This is a genomic window from Sulfuricella sp. (genome assembly GCA_041651995.1).
GTDB lineage: Bacteria > Pseudomonadota > Gammaproteobacteria > Burkholderiales > Sulfuricellaceae > Sulfurimicrobium.
In genome coordinates this window covers 69007-87897 of record JBAZID010000011.1, presented here as the reverse complement: position 1 = coordinate 87897, position 18891 = coordinate 69007, and the positions used below count along the sequence as shown (strand labels likewise).

Genomic DNA, 18891 nt, shown 5'->3' with positions numbered 1-18891 from the left:
TCCACCAAATTTCTTCGACAATATCGTTGTGATCGCCGCCGTCAAAGTCGTCTTGCCATGATCCACGTGACCAATCGTGCCCACGTTTACGTGCGGTTTGGTACGTTCAAACTTGCCTTTTGCCATGTCAGTATCCTCTTAATCTCAATTACGGTTATTTCTTGTTCATGATGGCTTCGGCGACGTTCTTTGGCGCCTCAGCATAGTGCTTGAATTCCATTGTGTAAGTCGCCCGGCCTTGAGTCAGTGAACGCAACGTGGTCGAATAACCAAACATTTCCGACAGCGGCACTTCTGCCTTGATCGCCTTGCCACCACCTGCCATGTCTTCCATACCCTGAATCATGCCGCGACGGGAAGACAGATCGCCCATCACGTCACCCATTTTCTCTTCAGGCGTTTCCACCTCGACCGCCATCATGGGTTCGAGGAGAACCGGGCTGGCCTTGCGCATGCCATCCTTGAATCCAATCGATGCCGCCATCTTGAAGGCGTTTTCGTTTGAGTCCACGTCATGGTAGGAACCGTCAAACAAAGTGACCTTCACGTCCACCACAGGGAAACCGGCCAGAACGCCATTTGGCAGCGTATCGACCAAGCCCTTCTCAACCGCAGGGATATATTCACGCGGCACAGTACCGCCCTTGATGGCGTCAACAAACTCAAAGCCCTTGCCAGCTTCGTTTGGCTCCATTTTGAGCCAGACATGGCCATACTGACCGCGACCGCCAGACTGTTTGACAAACTTGCCTTCAACTTCAACCGCCTTGCGAATCGCTTCACGATAAGCAACCTGAGGGGCGCCCACGTTGGCCTCGACACCGAACTCACGCTTCATGCGATCCACCAGAATCTCGAGGTGCAACTCACCCATGCCGGAAATAATGGTCTGATTGGTTTCTTCATCAGTACGCACGCGGAAGGATGGATCTTCCTGTGCCAGGCGGTTCAGGGCGATACCCATCTTCTCCTGGTCGGCCTTGGTTTTTGGCTCAACGGCAACGTGAATTACCGGCTCGGGGAAAACCATGCGCTCCAGAATAATGACCTTGTTCAGGTCACACAACGTATCGCCGGTAGTGGCCTCTTTCAATCCTACAGCAGCAGCGATATCGCCCGCATGCACTTCCTTGATTTCTTCGCGCTGATTCGCGTGCATCTGAAGAATCCGGCCGATACGCTCTTTCTTGCCCTTGACCGGGTTATAAATCGTATCTCCGGATTTAACCACGCCCGAATAAACCCGGAAGAAAATCAATTGGCCCACGTACGGGTCAGTCATGATCTTGAATGCAAGACCAGAGAAGGCTTCGTCGTCGGCCGCCCTGCGCTCACCAATGCTCTCGTCTTCCAGAATACCCTTGACCGGAGGAACATCCAGTGGCGATGGCATAAATTCAACCACCGCGTCCAGCATCGCCTGCACGCCCTTGTTCTTGAATGCAGAACCACACATCATCGGAACAATTTCGCTGGCGATAGTACGTTGACGAAGACCTTTTTTGATATCAGCAATCGAGAGGTCGCCCTCTTCAAGGTACTTGTTCATCAACTCTTCGGAAGCTTCAGCTGCGCTTTCAACCATCTTTTCGCGCCATTCCTGGCACGTTGTCAGCAGATCAGCAGGGATTTCGCGCTCTTCGAACTTCATACCCTGAGTGGAATCATCCCAGAAGATAGCCTTCATCTTGATCAGATCAACCACACCAGCAAAGGTATCTTCAGCGCCAATCGGCACCTGCAGCGGCACTGGATTCGCCTTGAGGCGGGTGCGCATCTGCTCATAGACCTTGAAGAAATTGGCGCCAGAACGATCCATCTTATTAACGAAAGCCAGGCGTGGAACACCATACTTGTTGGCCTGACGCCACACAGTTTCGGATTGCGGCTGCACACCACCCACTGCACAGTAGACCATGCAAGCACCATCAAGCACACGCATGGAACGCTCAACTTCGATTGTGAAGTCTACGTGCCCAGGGGTATCAATAATGTTGATGTGATGCTCAGGGAAATTGTTGTCCATCCCCTTCCAGAAACAGGTGGTCGCCGCAGAAGTAATGGTGATGCCGCGCTCCTGCTCCTGCTCCATCCAGTCCATGGTCGCAGCGCCGTCATGCACCTCACCAATCTTGTGAGACACACCGGTATAAAACAGAATACGCTCGGTGGTCGTGGTTTTGCCTGCGTCAATATGAGCACTGATGCCGATATTACGGTAACGTTCAATGGGTGTTTTACGTGCCACAGCTATGCAACCTTAATTATCTAGAGACTGAATTAGAAACGGAAATGGGCGAAGGCTTTGTTGGCTTCAGCCATACGGTGCACTTCTTCGCGCTTCTTGATTGCGGAGCCACGGTTTTCAGCCGCATCCATCAATTCACCGGCAAGGCGAATCCCCATGGATTTTTCGCCACGCTTGCGCGCCGCATCACGCAACCAGCGCATCGCCAGGGCCGTACGACGCACGGAACGCACTTCAACTGGAACCTGGTAGTTTGCACCACCCACACGACGGCTCTTGACTTCAACCATCGGACGCGCGTTGGTCAACGCCTGCGTAAACACCTCGATCGGGTCCTTGCCGCTTTTCTTCTGAATCTGGTCCAGCGCGCCATAAATAATGCGCTCAGCAACAGCTTTCTTGCCCTGAATCATCAGAACGTTAACAAATTTCGTCAACTCCTGATTGTTGAATTTTGGATCAGGAAGAACTTCACGCTTGGGGACTTCTCTACGTCTTGGCATTTTCTAAACCTCAATCAATTAAGCGGCTTTAGGGCGCTTGGCACCGTACTTGGAACGGCTTTGTTTACGATCTTTCACTCCAGCCGTATCGAGGCTACCTCGCACGGTGTGGTAACGAACACCGGGCAAGTCTTTAACACGGCCACCGCGAATCAGCACAACCGAGTGCTCCTGCAGGTTGTGGCCTTCACCACCGATATAACTAATGACTTCGAAGCCATTCGTCAGGCGCACCTTGGCAACCTTACGCAGAGCGGAGTTTGGCTTCTTTGGCGTGGTGGTGTAAACACGAGTGCATACACCGCGACGCTGCGGGCAGCTCTCCAACGCGGGCACCTTGCTCTTTTCTTTCTGCAGGGCGCGCGGCTTGCGCACTAATTGGTTGATGGTTGGCATGCGTTAAATTCCTAAAATAAAAATGACGGGACGGCAGAGCCGTCCCTTAATTCAATCCTGCGCCCGAGAAATTACCCGGATGTAAAAAGACTGAGAATTTTATTGAGTTAATACCCCGCTGTCAAGCAGGTTGTTCATCATCCTGGGCTTCCACTGGCGTTTCATCGACCAGTATATTCTCACCCATATCCATCCCCAGCTTCTGCTTGCGGCGCGTATTGTGATATGCAAGGCCAGTACCGGCGGGAATAAGGCGGCCGACGATAACGTTTTCCTTGAGACCACGCAACTCGTCCCGCTTACCCATGATTGCCGCTTCCGTAAGGACCCGGGTTGTTTCCTGGAAGGACGCTGCGGAGATAAAGGAATCGGTGGACAGGGATGCCTTGGTAATACCCAGCAACATGTAATTGTAAGCGGCGCCAAGCTTGCCTTCCGCTTCCATGCGCTCGTTTTCATCCAGCACTTCAGCACGCTCAACCTGCTCACCCAGAATGAAGCGGGTATCACCGGAATCGGAAATGGTTACGCGCCGCAACATCTGCCGCACGATCACCTCGATATGCTTGTCGTTAATCTTCACACCCTGGAGGCGATAGACGTCCTGCACCTCGTCGGCAATGTAGCGCGCCAACGCCTCAACGCCCAGAAGACGCAGAATGTCGTGCGGGTCGGCAGGACCGTCCACAATCGACTCGCCCTTGTTGACCACCTGACCATCATGCGCCGTGACATGCTTATCCTTGGCGATCAGGTATTCATTGGCATTTCCGTCCAGATCCGTGATCACCAGGCGTTGTTTACCCTTGGTATCCTTGCCGAAGGAGATCGTACCCGTGACTTCTGCCAGCAGGCCCGCATCTTTTGGTGAACGTGCTTCGAAAAGTTCGGCCACACGTGGCAGACCACCGGTAATATCACGAGTTTTGGAAGTTTCCTGCGGGATACGCGCCAAAACCTCTCCCACGCCCACGTCCTGACCGTTCTTCACGGTGATGATGGAGCCCACATGGAAAGTCACGTTTACATGCAGATCGGTTCCGGCAATTTTGACTTCTTCGCCTTTTTCATCCAGCAGTTTCACCTGTGGGCGCAAACCCTTGGATTGACTGGTGCCGCGACGCTTTGGATCGATAACCACCAGAGTCGATAGCCCGGTAACATCATCGATCTGCTTGGCGACAGTAACGCCTTCCTCAACATTCTCGAAACGCACCTTACCCGCGTATTCGGTAATAATCGGGCGGGTATGAGGATCCCACGTTGCCAGTACGTGCCCGGCTTTCACCACTGTGCCATCCATGGATAGCAGGGTTGAGCCATAAGGCACCTTGTGGCGCTCACGTTCACGGCCATTATCATCCTGGATGATCACTTCTCCGCTACGGGAAATGACAATTGGCTCATTCTTGACGTTGGTCACATAACGCATGCCGGAAGTAAAGCGCAGCGTACCGTTTGACTTGATTTCAATCTGGCTGGTAACCGCTGCACGCGACGCCGCGCCACCAATGTGGAAGGTACGCATGGTCAGCTGTGTGCCAGGCTCACCAATCGACTGAGCCGCAATGACACCAACCGCTTCACCAACATTGACCAGCGTGCCGCGACCGAGGTCTCGGCCATAGCACTTGCCGCACAAGCCGTAGCGTGTTTCGCAGGTAAGGGGGGTGCGCACCTTGACTTCATCAATACCCAGCGCCTCAATGGCTTCCACTGCATCCTCATCCAGCAGGGTGCCGGTTTCGTAAACGGTTGCACCGGTTTCAGGGTGCACTACATCTGCGGCTGTAGAACGGCCAAGAATCCGTTCGCGCAACGCCTCTACCACTTCACCACCCTCAACCAGCGCCTTCAACGCCACGCCATTGCTGGTGCCACAATCCTGCTCGGTCACCACCAGGTCCTGTGTCACGTCCACCAGGCGGCGCGTCAGGTAACCGGAGTTTGCGGTTTTCAGCGCGGTATCCGCCAGACCCTTACGTGCACCGTGAGTAGAAATGAAGTACTGCAGCACGTTCAGACCTTCACGGAAGTTTGCCGTAATCGGCGTTTCAATAATCGAGCCATCTGGCTTGGCCATCAGGCCACGCATACCGGCCAATTGGCGAATCTGCGCAGCGGAACCACGGGCACCGGAGTCGGCCATCATGTAAATGGAATTGAATGACTCCTGCTTCACTTCCTTGCCTTCGCGATCGATCACTTTTTCGCTGCCCAGCTGATCCATCATGGCCTTGGCTACGACGTCACCAGCACGGCCCCATATGTCCACGACCTTGTTATAGCGCTCGCCCTGAGTCACCAGACCAGAGGAATACTGCATCTCGATTTCTTTAACTTCTGCCTCGGCGGCACCCAGAATGCCTTCTTTCTGTGTCGGCACCAGCATGTCATCCACACAGATCGAGATGCCGGCACGCGCCGCGTAGGTGAAACCGGTGTACATCAGCTTGTCGGCAAGAATAACCGTCTCGCGCAGACCGCAACGGCGGAAGCTGGAATTGATAAGCCTGGAAATTTCTTTCTTTTTAAGCGGCTTGTTTACCACGGAGAACGGGAGACCCGCTGGTAGCAATTCTGCCAACAGGGCGCGCCCAACCGTTGTTTCGTAGCGCGTAATCTTTTCTTTCTTTTCACCGTCAGCCTCAAGCGTGAACTCCTTGAGCCGCACAGTGATTTTGGCGTGCAGATCGACCTGACGGGATTCGTAGGCACGGGAAATCTCCACCACATCGGAGAACATCATTCCTTCACCCTTGGCGTTGATACGCTCGCGGGTCATGTAGTAAAGCCCCAGAACAATATCCTGCGATGGAACAATAATGGGTTCGCCGTTGGCGGGTGACAACACATTATTCGAAGCCAGCATCAGGGTACGACACTCCATCTGTGCTTCCAGCGACAGGGGAACGTGCACGGCCATCTGGTCGCCGTCGAAGTCGGCGTTGAATGCCGCGCAAACCAGCGGATGCAGCTGAATGGCCTTGCCTTCAATCAGCACCGGCTCAAATGCCTGAATACCCAAACGGTGAAGCGTCGGGGCACGGTTCAGCATGACTGGGTGTTCGCGGATCACGTCTTCCAGGATGTCCCATACTTCCGGTCCTTCTTCTTCCACCAGGCGCTTGGCCGCCTTGATGGTCGTAGCCAGGCCGAGCACTTCGAGCTTGTGGAAAATGAAAGGCTTGAACAATTCCAGCGCCATTTTCTTGGGCAGGCCGCACTGGTGCAGTTTGAGCTGCGGGCCGACCACGATCACGGAACGGCCGGAGTAGTCGACGCGCTTGCCCAGCAAGTTCTGCCGGAAGCGACCGCCCTTGCCCTTGATCATGTCGGCGAGTGACTTCAGCGGGCGCTTGTTGGCGCCGGTCATGGCCTTGCCGCGGCGGCCGTTGTCGAGCAGGGAATCCACGGATTCCTGCAGCATGCGCTTTTCATTGCGCACGATGATTTCCGGCGCCTTCAGCTCAAGCAGGCGCTTCAGACGGTTGTTGCGGTTGATCACGCGACGGTACAAGTCATTCAGGTCGGAAGTCGCAAATCGGCCACCATCCAGCGGCACCAGAGGACGCAGCTCGGGAGGAAGAACCGGCAACACTTCCAGGATCATCCAGTCAGGCTTGATGCCGGATTTCTGGAATGCTTCCAGCACCTTAAGGCGCTTGGCGATTTTCTTGATCTTGGTGTCAGAGCCGGTTGCGGCCAGCTCCTTGTGCAGTTTTTCCACTTCGCTATTCAGCTCAATCCCTCGCAGCAGTGCGCGCACACCTTCAGCGCCCATGCTGGCGGAAAACTCGTCGCCATATTCTTCGACCTTGGCAAGGTAATCGTCTTCGGTCAGCAGCTGGCAGCGATTCAGCGGTGTCATGCCGGGATCGGTCACCACATAGGCTTCGAAGTACAGCACGCGCTCAATGTCACGCAGCGCCATGTCCAGCACCATGCCCAGGCGTGATGGCAGCGACTTGAGGAACCAGATATGAGCCACCGGGCTGGCCAGCTCGATATGCGCCATACGCTCGCGGCGCACCTTGGACAGGGTCACTTCAACGCCGCACTTCTCGCAGATCACGCCGCGATGCTTGAGACGTTTGTACTTGCCGCACAGGCATTCGTAATCCTTGACCGGCCCGAAAATCTTGGCACAGAACAGGCCATCGCGCTCGGGCTTGAAAGTCCGGTAGTTGATGGTCTCGGGCTTCTTGACTTCGCCATAGGACCAGGAACGGATCTTCTCGGGAGAGGCAAGGCCAATCTTGATGGCGTCGAACTCTTCTTCCTGAGTGACCTGTTTGAACAAATCGAGCAATGCTTTCATGAAAACCTCCGGTTTTGGCTTTCTGCTATCAGCTTTCAGCTGTCAGCTTAAATCTATAAATACAAACGTTTTTCAGACATTCCGCCAGGGTTGGCAGTAATTATGGCGCCCTGACGGATGGATGCTGCCAGCTGACTAAGATCTTTCCAGATCAATATCAATACCGAGCGAACGGATTTCCTTCACCAGCACGTTGAAGGATTCCGGCATGCCGGCATCAATCTTGTGTTCGCCCTTGACGATATTTTCGTACACCTTTGTACGTCCAGTAACGTCGTCCGATTTGACAGTCAGCATTTCCTGCAGAACGTAGGATGCACCATAAGCTTCAAGCGCCCACACCTCCATCTCACCAAAACGCTGGCCGCCAAACTGTGCCTTGCCGCCCAGAGGTTGCTGCGTCACCAGACTGTAAGGGCCAGTGGAACGGGCGTGCATCTTGTCGTCAACCAAGTGATGCAGCTTCAACACGTGCATGTAACCAACCGTAACCTGACGCTCAAACGCCTCGCCGGTGCGGCCATCATGCAATGTCACCTGACCATTGCGCGGCAAACCTGCCAGTTCCAGCATGCCCTTGATTTCTTCCTCGCTGGCGCCGTCAAATACCGGAGTCGCGAAAGGCACGCCAAATTTGAGGTTATTCGCCAGCTCAAGCACTTCGATGTCACTGAAAGAGGCAATATCTTCCTGCTTGCCGGTGCTGTTATATATCTTGTCCAGAAACTTGCGCATATCCTGAACCTTGGCATGCGCTTCGAGCATCTCTCCAATACGGTTGCCGAGGCCCTTGGACGCCCAGCCGAGATGTGTCTCCAGAATCTGGCCTACGTTCATACGCGATGGCACACCCAGCGGGTTAAGCACGATGTCCATCGGCGTGCCGTCGGCCATGAACGGCATATCTTCAATCGGAACGATCTTGGAAATCACACCCTTGTTACCGTGGCGGCCGGCCATCTTGTCGCCAGGCTGCAGGCGGCGCTTGACCGCAACATAAACCTTCACCATCTTTTGCACGCCGGGGGGAAGTTCGTCTCCGCTGGTGAGCTTTTTCTTCTTCTCTTCGAACATGGCATCGAATTCAACACGCTTCTGTGCCAGGCTGTCCTTGAGCTGTTCGAGCTGGCGTGCCGCATCTTCTTCGGACAAGCGGATATCGAACCAGCCGTGGCGCTCCACCTTCTCCAGATATTCCTTGCTGACCGCCGCACCCTTGGCCAGTTTGGCCGGCCCGCCATTGGCTGTTTTCCCCACCAGCAGGCGTTCGATACGGCCAAATGCATCTTCTTCCACAATACGCATCTGATCGTTCAAGTCATGGCGGAAACGCTTCAGTTCATCGTCGATGATTTGCTGGGCGCGCTTGTCGCGTTCGATGCCTTCACGCGTGAATACCTGCACGTCGATCACCGTACCGGTCATGCCGGAAGGCAAACGCAATGAAGTATCCTTAACATCGGAAGCTTTTTCACCAAAAATGGCACGTAGCAGCTTTTCTTCCGGTGTAAGCTGGGTTTCGCCCTTGGGGGTTACCTTGCCCACCAACACATCGCCCGCCTCGACCTCGGCACCGATATAACAGATACCAGACTCATCCAGGCGACCCAGCTGCACTTCCGACAGATTGGATATGTCACGCGTGATTTCTTCCGCGCCAAGCTTGGTATCACGGGCCACCACACTCAATTCTTCGATATGAATCGAGGTGTAGCGATCTTCAGCCACCATACGCTCGGAAATCAGGATCGAATCCTCGAAGTTGTACCCGTTCCACGGCATAAACGCCACGAACATGTTCTGCCCCAGGGCCAACTCGCCCATATCGGTGGAAGCGCCATCGGCGATGACATCGCCGCGCTGAAGTATGTTGCCCACCTTGACCAGCGGGCGCTGGTTGATGTTGGTGTTCTGATTGGAGCGGGTGTATTTGGTGAGGTTATAGATATCCACACCCACTTCGCCGGCCACCGCTTCGGCATCATGCACACGCACCACGATACGGCTCGCGTCAATGTAATCCACGATACCGCCCCGGCGCGCCTGAACCGTGGTGCCCGAGTCAACCGCCACCGTGCGTTCGATACCGGTACCGACAAAAGGCTTCTCGGCACGCAGGCAAGGCACCGCCTGACGCTGCATGTTCGAACCCATCAAGGCGCGGTTGGCGTCGTCGTGCTCGAGGAATGGGATCAGCGAGGCCGCGACGGACACGATCTGGGCAGGCGCCACGTCCATGTACTGGACCTTGTCCGGAGTGGACATGGCAAATTCGTTGTGATGACGGCAGGACACCAGCTCATCCACCAGTTTGCCCTTCTTGTCGAGGCTGGCATTGGCCTGGGCGATCACATACTGGCTTTCTTCGATGGCGGAAAGATAATCGATCTGGTCCGTCACCTTGCCATCATTCACCTTGCGGTAAGGCGTTTCCAGGAAGCCATATTCGTTGGTGCGCGCAAACAGCGCGAGCGAGTTGATCAGACCGATGTTCGGGCCTTCAGGCGTTTCAATCGGGCACACGCGGCCATAATGGGTCGGATGCACGTCGCGCACTTCAAAACCGGCACGTTCACGCGTCAGACCGCCCGGCCCCAGGGCCGATACGCGGCGCTTGTGAGTAATTTCGGACAGCGGGTTGGTCTGGTCCATAAACTGCGACAACTGGCTGGAACCGAAGAATTCCTTGATGGCACCCGATACTGGCTTGGCGTTGATCAGGTCATGCGGCATCAGGTTGTCTGACTCAGCCTGGGAAAGACGCTCTTTCACCGCACGCTCGACGCGCACCAGACCGGCACGGAACTGGTTTTCCACCAATTCGCCCACGGAACGCACGCGACGGTTGCCAAGGTGATCGATATCATCGATTTCGCCACGCCCGTTGCGCAATTCGACCAGAATCATGATGGTCGCGAGAATGTCATCATTGGAGAGGATGCTCTCACCCTCGGCACCCACCGGGCCGACCCGATCCTGGAAGCGATTAATCCACTCGGCACTCTTTTCGACGCGCTTCTCGGGATAGGCACGGCGATTGAATTTCATCCGGCCCACCTTCGACAGATCATAGCGATCCGCATTGAAGAACAAGCCATCGAACAGCGCCTGAACAGCGTCTTCCGTAGGCGGTTCGCCTGGGCGCATCATGCGGTAAATCGCCACACGCGCAGCCAGTTGATCTGCCGTCTCATCAATACGCAGAGTCTGGGAAATATATGCGCCCTGATCCAGGTCATTGGTGTAAATCGTGTTTATTTTTGCGATACCGGCTTCGCTCAACTTGGCGAGCAGGTCTTCGCTGATTTCGTCATTGGCCTGAGCAACAATCTCGCCGCTTTCCTTATCGACCACATTTTCACCCAGCACGCGGCCGAGAATAAATTCCTCCGGCACGAACACTTTCTTGATACCGGCCTGCTCCATTTCACGGATATGCTTTACGGTAATGCGCTTGTCCTTGGGAACGATGACTGTACCGTCCTTGCCGGTGATATCGAAACGCGCGATTTCGCCACGCAGACGTTCCGGCACCAGTTCGAACTGCACACCCTTCTTGCCCAGGTGGAAAGTATCGGTTGCATAAAACATGCTCAAGATCTGCTCATGGTTATAACCCAGCGCCTTGAGCAGAATGGTCACCGGCATTTTGCGGCGGCGGTCAACGCGGAAATAGAGGTAATCCTTGGGATCGAACTCGAAATCGAGCCACGAACCACGGTAAGGAATGACCCGTGCCGAGAACAACAGCTTGCCGGATGAATGGGTCTTGCCGCGGTCATGCTCGAAAAACACACCGGGAGAGCGGTGCAACTGCGAAACAATGACGCGCTCGGTGCCATTGATCACGAAAGAGCCATTGTCGGTCATGAGCGGAATCTCGCCCATGTACACCTCCTGCTCCTTCACTTCCTTGACCGTTGGCTTGGAAGCCTCCTTGTCCATCAGTGTCATGCGCACTTTGACGCGCAGCGGAGCCGCGAAGGTCAAGCCGCGTTGCTGGCATTCTTTTACATCAAAGGGTGGTTCACCCAGAATATAGCTGACATAATCCAGACGCGCATTGCCGGAATGGCTGGAAATCGGAAAAACCGAGCTGAATGCCGCCTGCAGACCATCGTTCATGCGCTCGGCAACAGGCACTTCTGCCTGCAGGAATCCGGCGTAAGAATCGATCTGCGTCGCCAGCAGGAAGGGAACTTCCTGCACGCTCACGCGTTTGGCGAAGCTTTTGCGAATGCGTTTTTTCTCGGTAAATGAGTAGCTCATTGAGATCTCCATGGAGTTACTTGCTGCTGCAGAGGATAGAAGAAACGATGGAACGAACGCAGTCCTCGTTTCTTCTAGCTTCTACGCTGACAAAAAAAACGGAAAAAGGCTGGTGGTTTCCCACCAGCCTGAACCCGTACATCAACTACCGCTTACTTGACTTCGCAAGTTGCGCCAGCTTCGATCAACTGTTTGGCAACAGCGTCAGCATCAGCCTTGGAAACGCCTTCCTTGACAGCCTTGGGAGCGCCATCAACCAGATCCTTGGCTTCTTTCAGGCCCAGACCGGTGATAGTGCGAACCACCTTGATGGTGTTAACCTTGTTGTCGCCGGCTCCGGTCAGGATGACGTCAAATTCGGTTTTCTCTTCAACAACAGCAGCAGCACCAGCACCCGGTGCAGCCATAGCCATGGAAGCAGCAGAAACGCCGAATTTCTCTTCGAATGCCTTAACCAGGTCATTCAGTTCCATTACAGTCATCGCGCCTACGGCTTCAAGAATGTCTTCTGCAGTAACAGCCATTTCAATACTCCTATTTCAAATCTCTTGAAAAATTGATTACGTGGTTTCGCGGTTTAAGCGGTTTCGCGCTGTTTGGCCATAGCAGCCATTGCACCAGCAAAGCTGGATACAGGAGCCTTCATGACGCCCAACAGTTTCGACAGCAGCTCATCACGGCTCGGAATGGAAGCCAGTGCTTGCACACCTGCCTTGTCCAATACCTTGCCCGCATAAGAACCCGCCTTCAGTACCAGCTTGTCGTTACCCTTCGCAAAATCGTTCAGCACTTTGGCAGCAGCAACCGGATCAGCCGAAATACTATAGATCAGCGGACCTGTCATATGCTCAGCCAAAGGAGCGAACTGGGTGTCTGCGACAGCGCGACGCACGAGAGTGTTTTTCACGACACGCAGATACACACCCGATTCACGGGCCTTACTGCGCAGTACGGTCAAATTGGGAACTTCAATACCATTGTACTCAGCCAGCACTACGGTCTGAGCCTTGGCAATCTGTTCCGCAACCTCGGCAACGACGGCTTTTTTATCTTCCAGATTGAGACTCACGAGTCTTTCCTCCTATCAAGCCAACAAACAGCATATGCCTAGGCACATGCCACCTACGGCGACCTGATCAGAATTCCAGTGTTCTGCCTGTTAAAGCCCAACATCCTCGGATCCACTCTGCATCGCAGAGCTTAGCCTGGCATTCTTTCTCTGGGTTACACCGTCTGCGTAGGGGGCCTGCATGCTGCCAGGCCATTAAACCCCGAGCGTCCGCTCTCCGTCCCCACGGTCTTGGACTAGAGCCAGCGCAAAGCGCGCCGGCCTCCCCAATTCTTTATGCGGCCAGTGTGGACTGATCCACCCGGACACCCGCTCCCATGGTGCTGGAGACAGCGATTCTCTTCAGATAGACACCTTTCGAAGCGGCCGGTTTGGCCTTGTTCAAAGCGTCTACCAATGCCAGCAGATTTTCCTTGAGCGCATCTTCAGCAAAAGAAGCACGGCCAATCGTGCATTGCACGATACCGCCCTTGTCGGTGCGGTACTGAACCTGACCGGCCTTGGCATTTTTAACTGCCTCTGCCACATTCGGGGTCACCGTACCGACTTTAGGGTTTGGCATCAGACCACGTGGCCCGAGAATCTGACCCAGGGCGCCAACCACGCGCATGGCATCCGGCGTCGCAATCACAATATCAAAATCCATCTTGCCAGCCTTGACATCTGCTGCCAGATCTTCAAATCCGACGATATCCGCACCCGCTTCCAGAGCGGCCTTGGCATTGTCGCCCTGGGCAAACACAGCAACGCGCACGCTCTTGCCGGTGCCGCGTGGCAGCACAACCGAGCCACGCACCAACTGGTCGGATTTACGCGCATCGATACCCAGGTTCACGGCAACATCCACGGATTCGTCAAACTTTGCGGTCGCGTTTTTCTTCACCAGGGTCAGTGCATCAACCAAGGGGTAAAGCTTGGTGCGATCAACAGAGCCCTTGATGGCTTTCATTCTTTTAGATATTTTTGCCATGATTACACCACCCCCTCAACTTCAATACCCATGCTGCGCGCACTGCCAGCAATGGTACGTACGGCGGCATCCATGTCGGATGCGGTCAGATCCGGCATCTTGGTTTTGGCGATCTCTTCCGCCTGGGCGCGCGTCAGCTTGCCAACCTTGTCGGTATGGGGACGCGGGCTGCCCTTTTGCACACCCGATGCCTTCTTGATCAGCACGCTTGCGGGCGGAGTCTTCATGATGAAAGTGAAGCTCTTGTCCGCAAAAGCAGTAATCACCACGGGAATCGGCAGACCAACTTCAACGCCCTGAGTTGCGGCGTTAAATGCCTTGCAGAATTCCATGATGTTCAGACCACGCTGACCCAGAGCAGGGCCAATGGGGGGGCTGGGGTTGGCCTTACCGGCCGGAACCTGCAGCTTGATGTAGCCAATGATTTTCTTTGCCACTTCAACTACTCCTTGTGTATGGGTCTAACGGCCAGCAATCTGGAAATCGGGGTTTTCCGGCACGACAATACCGCGCCTGAAGTTGCTAGCCTTCCCGTATTGCACGCGCATCTTGTTTGAGACGCGCGCCCTTTAAAAACAACTCGGAGCCCCGCGCTCCGAATCGCCTGTTTATGCTTTCTCGACCTGACCGAAATCCAGCTCGACCGGCGTGGCACGGCCAAAAATCAGCACCGACACACGCAACTTGTTCTTGTCGTAATTCACCTCTTCCACATTGCCGTGGAAATCGTTGAATGGACCTTCTGTAACGCGGACCGCTTCACCCACCTCGAACAGCACCTTGGGTTTCGGCTTCTCCACACCCTCCTGAATCTGCCTCAGAATGGCTTCGACTTCCTTATCCGTAATCGGAGTGGGCTTGTTGCCGCTGCCACCGACGAACCCGGTTACCTTGGGTGTACTTTTAACCAGGTGCCAGGACTCATCCGTCATTTCCATCTGGGCCAGCACGTAGCCCGGGAAGAACTTTCGCTCGCTGATGGATTTCTGCCCACCCTTCATCTCCACCACTTCTTCCAGCGGCACCAGAATCTCACCAAACTTGTCCTGCATGCCTGCACGCTCAATGCGCTCCAGCAATGCACGTTGCACACTCTTCTCGAAACCCGAGTAGGCGTGTATCACATACCAGCGTTTCGACATCAATCCCCCTGCCCCATCAGCAACTGCACCAACCACATCAGGCTGGCATCCACCACCCACAAAAACAGGGCCACTGCCACCACCAACAGGAATACCACGCCTGTTGTCTGCATCGTTTCCTTGCGGGTTGGCCACACCACCCTGCGTGTTTCGGCTACGGACTCTTTACTGAAAGCAAGAAATTGCTTGCCAGGTTGCGACATCCAGGCCACGGTCGCGGCAGCGGCCACTCCCGCAAGTACCGCAAGCACCCGGATCACAGTGGCCTGATTGCCCAAATAGTAAAAGCCGGCTACTCCCGCCATCAGCAGCAGAAACGCCAGGCCCAGCTTGATCTTGTCTGTTGTTGTCATGTGTACTTAATATAGCCACTGCAAAGCGAACGTTTAACACACCCGCATTGCCGGCTGTGAATGGCAGGCCAGGAGGGCCTCGAACCCCCAACCCTCGGTTTTGGAGACCGATACTCTGCCAATTGAGCTACTGGCCTGTGTTTAAGCTGTCAGCGCTCAGCTATCAGCATTCAGCCATCATCAGATTTTCCTGATGGCTGAATACTGACGGCTGAGCGCTTCTTGAATTACTCGATGACCTTGGCCACGACACCGGCACCAACGGTACGGCCGCCTTCGCGAATCGCGAAACGCAGGCCTTCTTCCATGGCGATCGGCTGGATCAGCGCAACGTTGATCGAGATGTTGTCTCCCGGCATGACCATTTCCGTGCCGGCCGGCAGTTCGATCGCACCGGTTACGTCGGTGGTGCGGAAGTAGAACTGCGGACGGTAGCCCTGGAAGAATGGGGTGTGACGGCCGCCCTCATCCTTGGAGAGCACATAGATCTCTGCCGAGAATTTGGTGTGCGGGGTGATGGAGCCTGGCTTGGCCAGTACCTGGCCGCGCTCGACTTCTTCTCGCTTGGTGCCGCGCAGCAGTACGCCGACGTTGTCGCCTGCCTGACCCTGGTCGAGCAGTTTGCGGAACATCTCTACACCGGTGCAGGTGGTTTTGATGGTGGGCTTGATGCCGACAATTTCAACTTCTTCGCCGACCTTGACGATGCCGCGTTCGATACGGCCGGTTACGACGGTGCCACGTCCGGAGATGGAGAAGACGTCTTCCACTGGCATCAGGAAGGTGCCGTCAATGGCGCGTTCCGGTTGCGGGATGTAGCTGTCGAGTGCGTCTGCCAGCCTGAAGATGGAGGGTTCGCCGATGTCGCTCTGGTCGCCTTCGAGGGCTTTCAGTGCCGAGCCGATGATGACGGGGGTGTCGTCGCCTGGAAAGTCATATTTGGAGAGTAGTTCGCGAATCTCCATTTCAACCAGTTCCAGCAGTTCGGGGTCGTCGACCATGTCGGCTTTGTTCATGTAGACGATGATGTAGGGTACGCCAACCTGACGGGCAAGCAGGATGTGCTCGCGGGTCTGGGGCATCGGGCCGTCTGCTGCGGATACCACGAGCACGGCGCCGTCCATCTGGGCTGCGCCCGTGATCATGTTCTTGACGTAGTCGGCGTGTCCCGGGCAGTCAACGTGGGCGTAGTGGCGAGCCTGCGTTTCGTATTCCACGTGCGCGGTGTTGATGGTGATGCCGCGTGCCTTTTCTTCCGGTGCCGAGTCAATCTGGTCGTAGCCTTTGGCTTCTCCACCAAATTTCTTCGACAATATCGTTGTGATCGCCGCCGTCAAAGTCGTCTTGCCATGATCCACGTGACCAATCGTGCCCACGTTTACGTGCGGTTTGGTACGTTCAAACTTGCCTTTTGCCATGATCTAGCCGTCCTTTCTAGCGCGAAATTAATTGGTGCCCATGGACAGAATCGGACTGTCGGCCTCTCCCTTACCAAGGGAGTGCTCTACCACTGAGCTACATGGGCTACTATCTGGAGCGGGTGAAGGGAATCGAACCCTCGTCGTAAGTTTGGAAAACTTCTGCTCTACCATTGAGCTACACCCGCACTTAATTACTTTTACCGACTAAAAACGGCGCTTTCACGCCGCTTTTACACCTACAAATCCTGGTGGAGGGGGAAGGATTCGAACCTTCGAAGGCTGAGCCGTCAGATTTACAGTCTGATCCCTTTGACCGCTCGGGAACCCCTCCGTTAACGAAGCGCGCCATTTTCTACTTTCCCGGGCCGCATGTCAACACATATTACATTCCCCCTGAGAAACTCAATCGCCCGCCGTTTCCTTGACGATATGCCGATGCCTGCGGCTGATCGGCAATTTCTCTTCCAGGCCGCGCAGCAAAACCGTCCAGGCAAAGCTTCCGGCTTCATCCTCGCTGCTGGGCTGCTGCCTTTCAAAACCGGCAATAAAATCTCGTGCCACGATGCAATTGCGGTGTATGCGCACAAAGTGCTCACCAAACTCCTGCTCCAGATGCATCAGAGACTCTTCCGTCAGGTATTCATGCATCAGCGTTCTCACCGTCACGTATTTCTGCTCCGCCCGAAGAAACACAATGTCCGCCACTGGCACCAGCATTATTTTGCCCCCCACGGACATGGCAAGGTTAACCCGTGGCTGGCGAGACACGGCTTTCAACTGTAGCCGTGAATATGCCTGCGCCTTGTTTAGCGCCAGGATCAAGCGCTCCCGCCGAACAGGCTTGAGCAGATAATCGATGGCATTAACCTCGAATGCCTCAATGGCATGCTGATCATATGCGGTACAAAAAACCACTGCGGGGGGATTTTTCAATTTCTGCATGTGCCGCGCCAGCTCAATCCCGTCCATTTCCGGCATGCGGATATCCAGCAGTACCACGTCAACCGTGTTGTGCTCCAGCCAGTCAAGCGCCTCCCGCCCCGATGCCGCCTCTCCCGCCGCAATTACCGGCAGATTTTCCGCACAATCCGCCAGCACCTCGCGCAGGCGGTTACGCGCCGGCGCTTCGTCGTCCACGATCAGTATTCTTATTGGATCGGCCATGGGCCCTCACTGCTTCATATAGGGAATCACGATGTGCACCTGATAAGCGTTATCGCTGATTTGCGTTGTCAGGCTTGCCTCGGCATCAAAATGCAGCGCCAGTCTTTCGCGTATATTTCCCAGTGCCATCTTGTTGCCGCTATGGTGATTCCCTTCGTTGCGATAGGGGTTGCGCAATACCAGATGAACCTGGTTGCGGCTACTGTAAATATTGACACAAATCTCGCCCGGCAGAATCGACGGCTCGATACCGTGATATACGGCATTTTCCAGCAAGGGCTGCAAAACCAGGGGGGGGATCAGCGCATCGTGCGGCATTTTTTCCGTGTGCCATATCACCCGCAAACGCTCTCCCAGCCGCAACTGCTCCAGCCCGAGATACTGGCGGCTCAAGGCCACTTCCTGCTCAAGGCCGACCAGATTGCGATTGTCCGCCATGAGCACGCGAAACAGGTCCGCCATGTCTTCCAGCGCGGTTTCCGCCGCTTTCGGATTGCTGCGAATCAGACTCAGCACCGCATTGATGCTATTGAACAGGAAGTGGGGCCGGATGCGCGCCTGCAGCGCCTGCAACCGGGCCTCGCTCAAGGCTGGCGAAAGCGCGCGGCTGCGTAAATTGAAATAAACCAGCAGCGTGGCTGTCAGCAAGAAAGTGAATATCCAGTATCGGTACAGCTGAAATGATTCAACCGTATCCAGCAATTCGCGCCCCAGGAAATACGCCAGCGTGGTCAGCAATTCTTCCAGTAGCACGACCATCACGATGCCGCCCCGATAAGGCAGGCGATCCAGAAATTTTCGCACCGTGCACAGCAGCAGCAGGCTCAACAGCAATACCGGCTGCACCAGCACGGCAATTCCCATCAACTCCTGCCAGAACAAGGCCCAGGTGGATGCTTTCAGGCCAGCCGCGATCAGGCTCATGCCATTTACGGCGAGCAGAATGCGCAGGTTCACCCCCAGATTGCAAAAATTGGGCAGGGCCACCGGGGGCCGCTGGTTTTGATTTATACTTGCCATGTTCCTAATTCTGAA

15 protein-coding genes and 4 tRNA genes are annotated in these 18891 nt (G+C 55.0%); all 19 read right to left on the bottom strand.

Features of this window, described 5'->3' with window-relative positions:
• On the bottom strand, positions 1–126 hold a 126-nt coding region (locus WC392_12705; GenBank protein ID MFA5243222.1), incomplete at its 3' end, for a GTP-binding protein.
• Between the two features lie 28 nt (positions 127–154).
• On the bottom strand, positions 155–2248 hold the full coding sequence (gene fusA / locus WC392_12700; protein MFA5243221.1) for an elongation factor G: 2094 nt from the start codon (positions 2246–2248) through the stop codon (positions 155–157).
• A gap of 32 nt (positions 2249–2280) precedes the next feature.
• Positions 2281–2751 carry a 30S ribosomal protein S7 gene (gene rpsG / locus WC392_12695; protein MFA5243220.1) on the bottom strand — a complete coding sequence of 157 codons (471 nt, stop codon included), beginning with the start codon at positions 2749–2751 and terminating at the stop codon, positions 2281–2283.
• A gap of 18 nt (positions 2752–2769) precedes the next feature.
• The gene (gene rpsL / locus WC392_12690) at positions 2770–3147 is read right to left on the bottom strand and encodes a 30S ribosomal protein S12 (GenBank protein ID MFA5243219.1); all 378 of its coding nucleotides are present in this window, start codon (positions 3145–3147) and stop codon (positions 2770–2772) included.
• A gap of 121 nt (positions 3148–3268) precedes the next feature.
• Positions 3269–7468, bottom strand: a complete 4200-nt coding sequence (rpoC, locus tag WC392_12685) for a DNA-directed RNA polymerase subunit beta' (GenBank protein ID MFA5243218.1) — start codon at positions 7466–7468, stop codon at positions 3269–3271.
• Positions 7469–7603: 135 nt separating this feature from the next.
• Positions 7604–11737, bottom strand: coding sequence for a DNA-directed RNA polymerase subunit beta (gene rpoB / locus WC392_12680; protein MFA5243217.1), 4134 nt, complete (start codon positions 11735–11737; stop codon positions 7604–7606).
• 152 nt (positions 11738–11889) lie between these two features.
• Positions 11890–12261, bottom strand: a complete 372-nt coding sequence (gene rplL, locus WC392_12675) for a 50S ribosomal protein L7/L12 (GenBank protein MFA5243216.1) — start codon at positions 12259–12261, stop codon at positions 11890–11892.
• A gap of 53 nt (positions 12262–12314) precedes the next feature.
• Positions 12315–12806 carry a 50S ribosomal protein L10 gene (gene rplJ / locus WC392_12670; GenBank protein ID MFA5243215.1) on the bottom strand — a complete coding sequence of 164 codons (492 nt, stop codon included), beginning with the start codon at positions 12804–12806 and terminating at the stop codon, positions 12315–12317.
• Between the two features lie 274 nt (positions 12807–13080).
• Positions 13081–13776, bottom strand: coding sequence for a 50S ribosomal protein L1 (gene rplA / locus WC392_12665; GenBank protein ID MFA5243214.1), 696 nt, complete (start codon positions 13774–13776; stop codon positions 13081–13083).
• A 2-nt stretch (positions 13777–13778) separates the two neighbouring features.
• A complete protein-coding gene (gene rplK, locus WC392_12660) occupies positions 13779–14213 on the bottom strand; it encodes a 50S ribosomal protein L11 (protein ID MFA5243213.1) in 435 nt (144 codons plus the stop codon).
• A 171-nt stretch (positions 14214–14384) separates the two neighbouring features.
• Positions 14385–14918 (bottom strand): transcription termination/antitermination protein NusG, encoded by a 534-nt coding sequence (gene nusG, locus WC392_12655; GenBank protein ID MFA5243212.1) that lies wholly within the window; start codon positions 14916–14918, stop codon positions 14385–14387.
• Positions 14918–15271: a preprotein translocase subunit SecE gene (gene secE / locus WC392_12650; protein ID MFA5243211.1), complete on the bottom strand. Its 354-nt coding sequence runs from the start codon at positions 15269–15271 to the stop codon at positions 14918–14920. Before secE ends, nusG begins: the two co-directional genes overlap by 1 nt.
• Before the next feature lie 61 nt (positions 15272–15332).
• Positions 15333–15408: transfer RNA gene (locus WC392_12645), tRNA-Trp, on the bottom strand.
• 90 nt (positions 15409–15498) lie between these two features.
• Positions 15499–16689: an elongation factor Tu gene (gene tuf, locus WC392_12640; protein ID MFA5243210.1), complete on the bottom strand. Its 1191-nt coding sequence runs from the start codon at positions 16687–16689 to the stop codon at positions 15499–15501.
• 32 nt (positions 16690–16721) lie between these two features.
• Positions 16722–16796 (bottom strand) — tRNA-Thr (locus WC392_12635).
• Between the two features lie 7 nt (positions 16797–16803).
• Positions 16804–16877: transfer RNA gene (locus WC392_12630), tRNA-Gly, on the bottom strand.
• A 61-nt stretch (positions 16878–16938) separates the two neighbouring features.
• Positions 16939–17023, bottom strand: a tRNA-Tyr gene (locus WC392_12625).
• Positions 17024–17094: 71 nt separating this feature from the next.
• A complete protein-coding gene (locus tag WC392_12620; protein ID MFA5243209.1) occupies positions 17095–17856 on the bottom strand; it encodes a LytTR family DNA-binding domain-containing protein in 762 nt (253 codons plus the stop codon).
• A 6-nt stretch (positions 17857–17862) separates the two neighbouring features.
• Positions 17863–18876 carry a histidine kinase gene (locus tag WC392_12615; protein MFA5243208.1) on the bottom strand — a complete coding sequence of 338 codons (1014 nt, stop codon included), beginning with the start codon at positions 18874–18876 and terminating at the stop codon, positions 17863–17865.
• Positions 18877–18891: the final 15 nt, after the last annotated feature.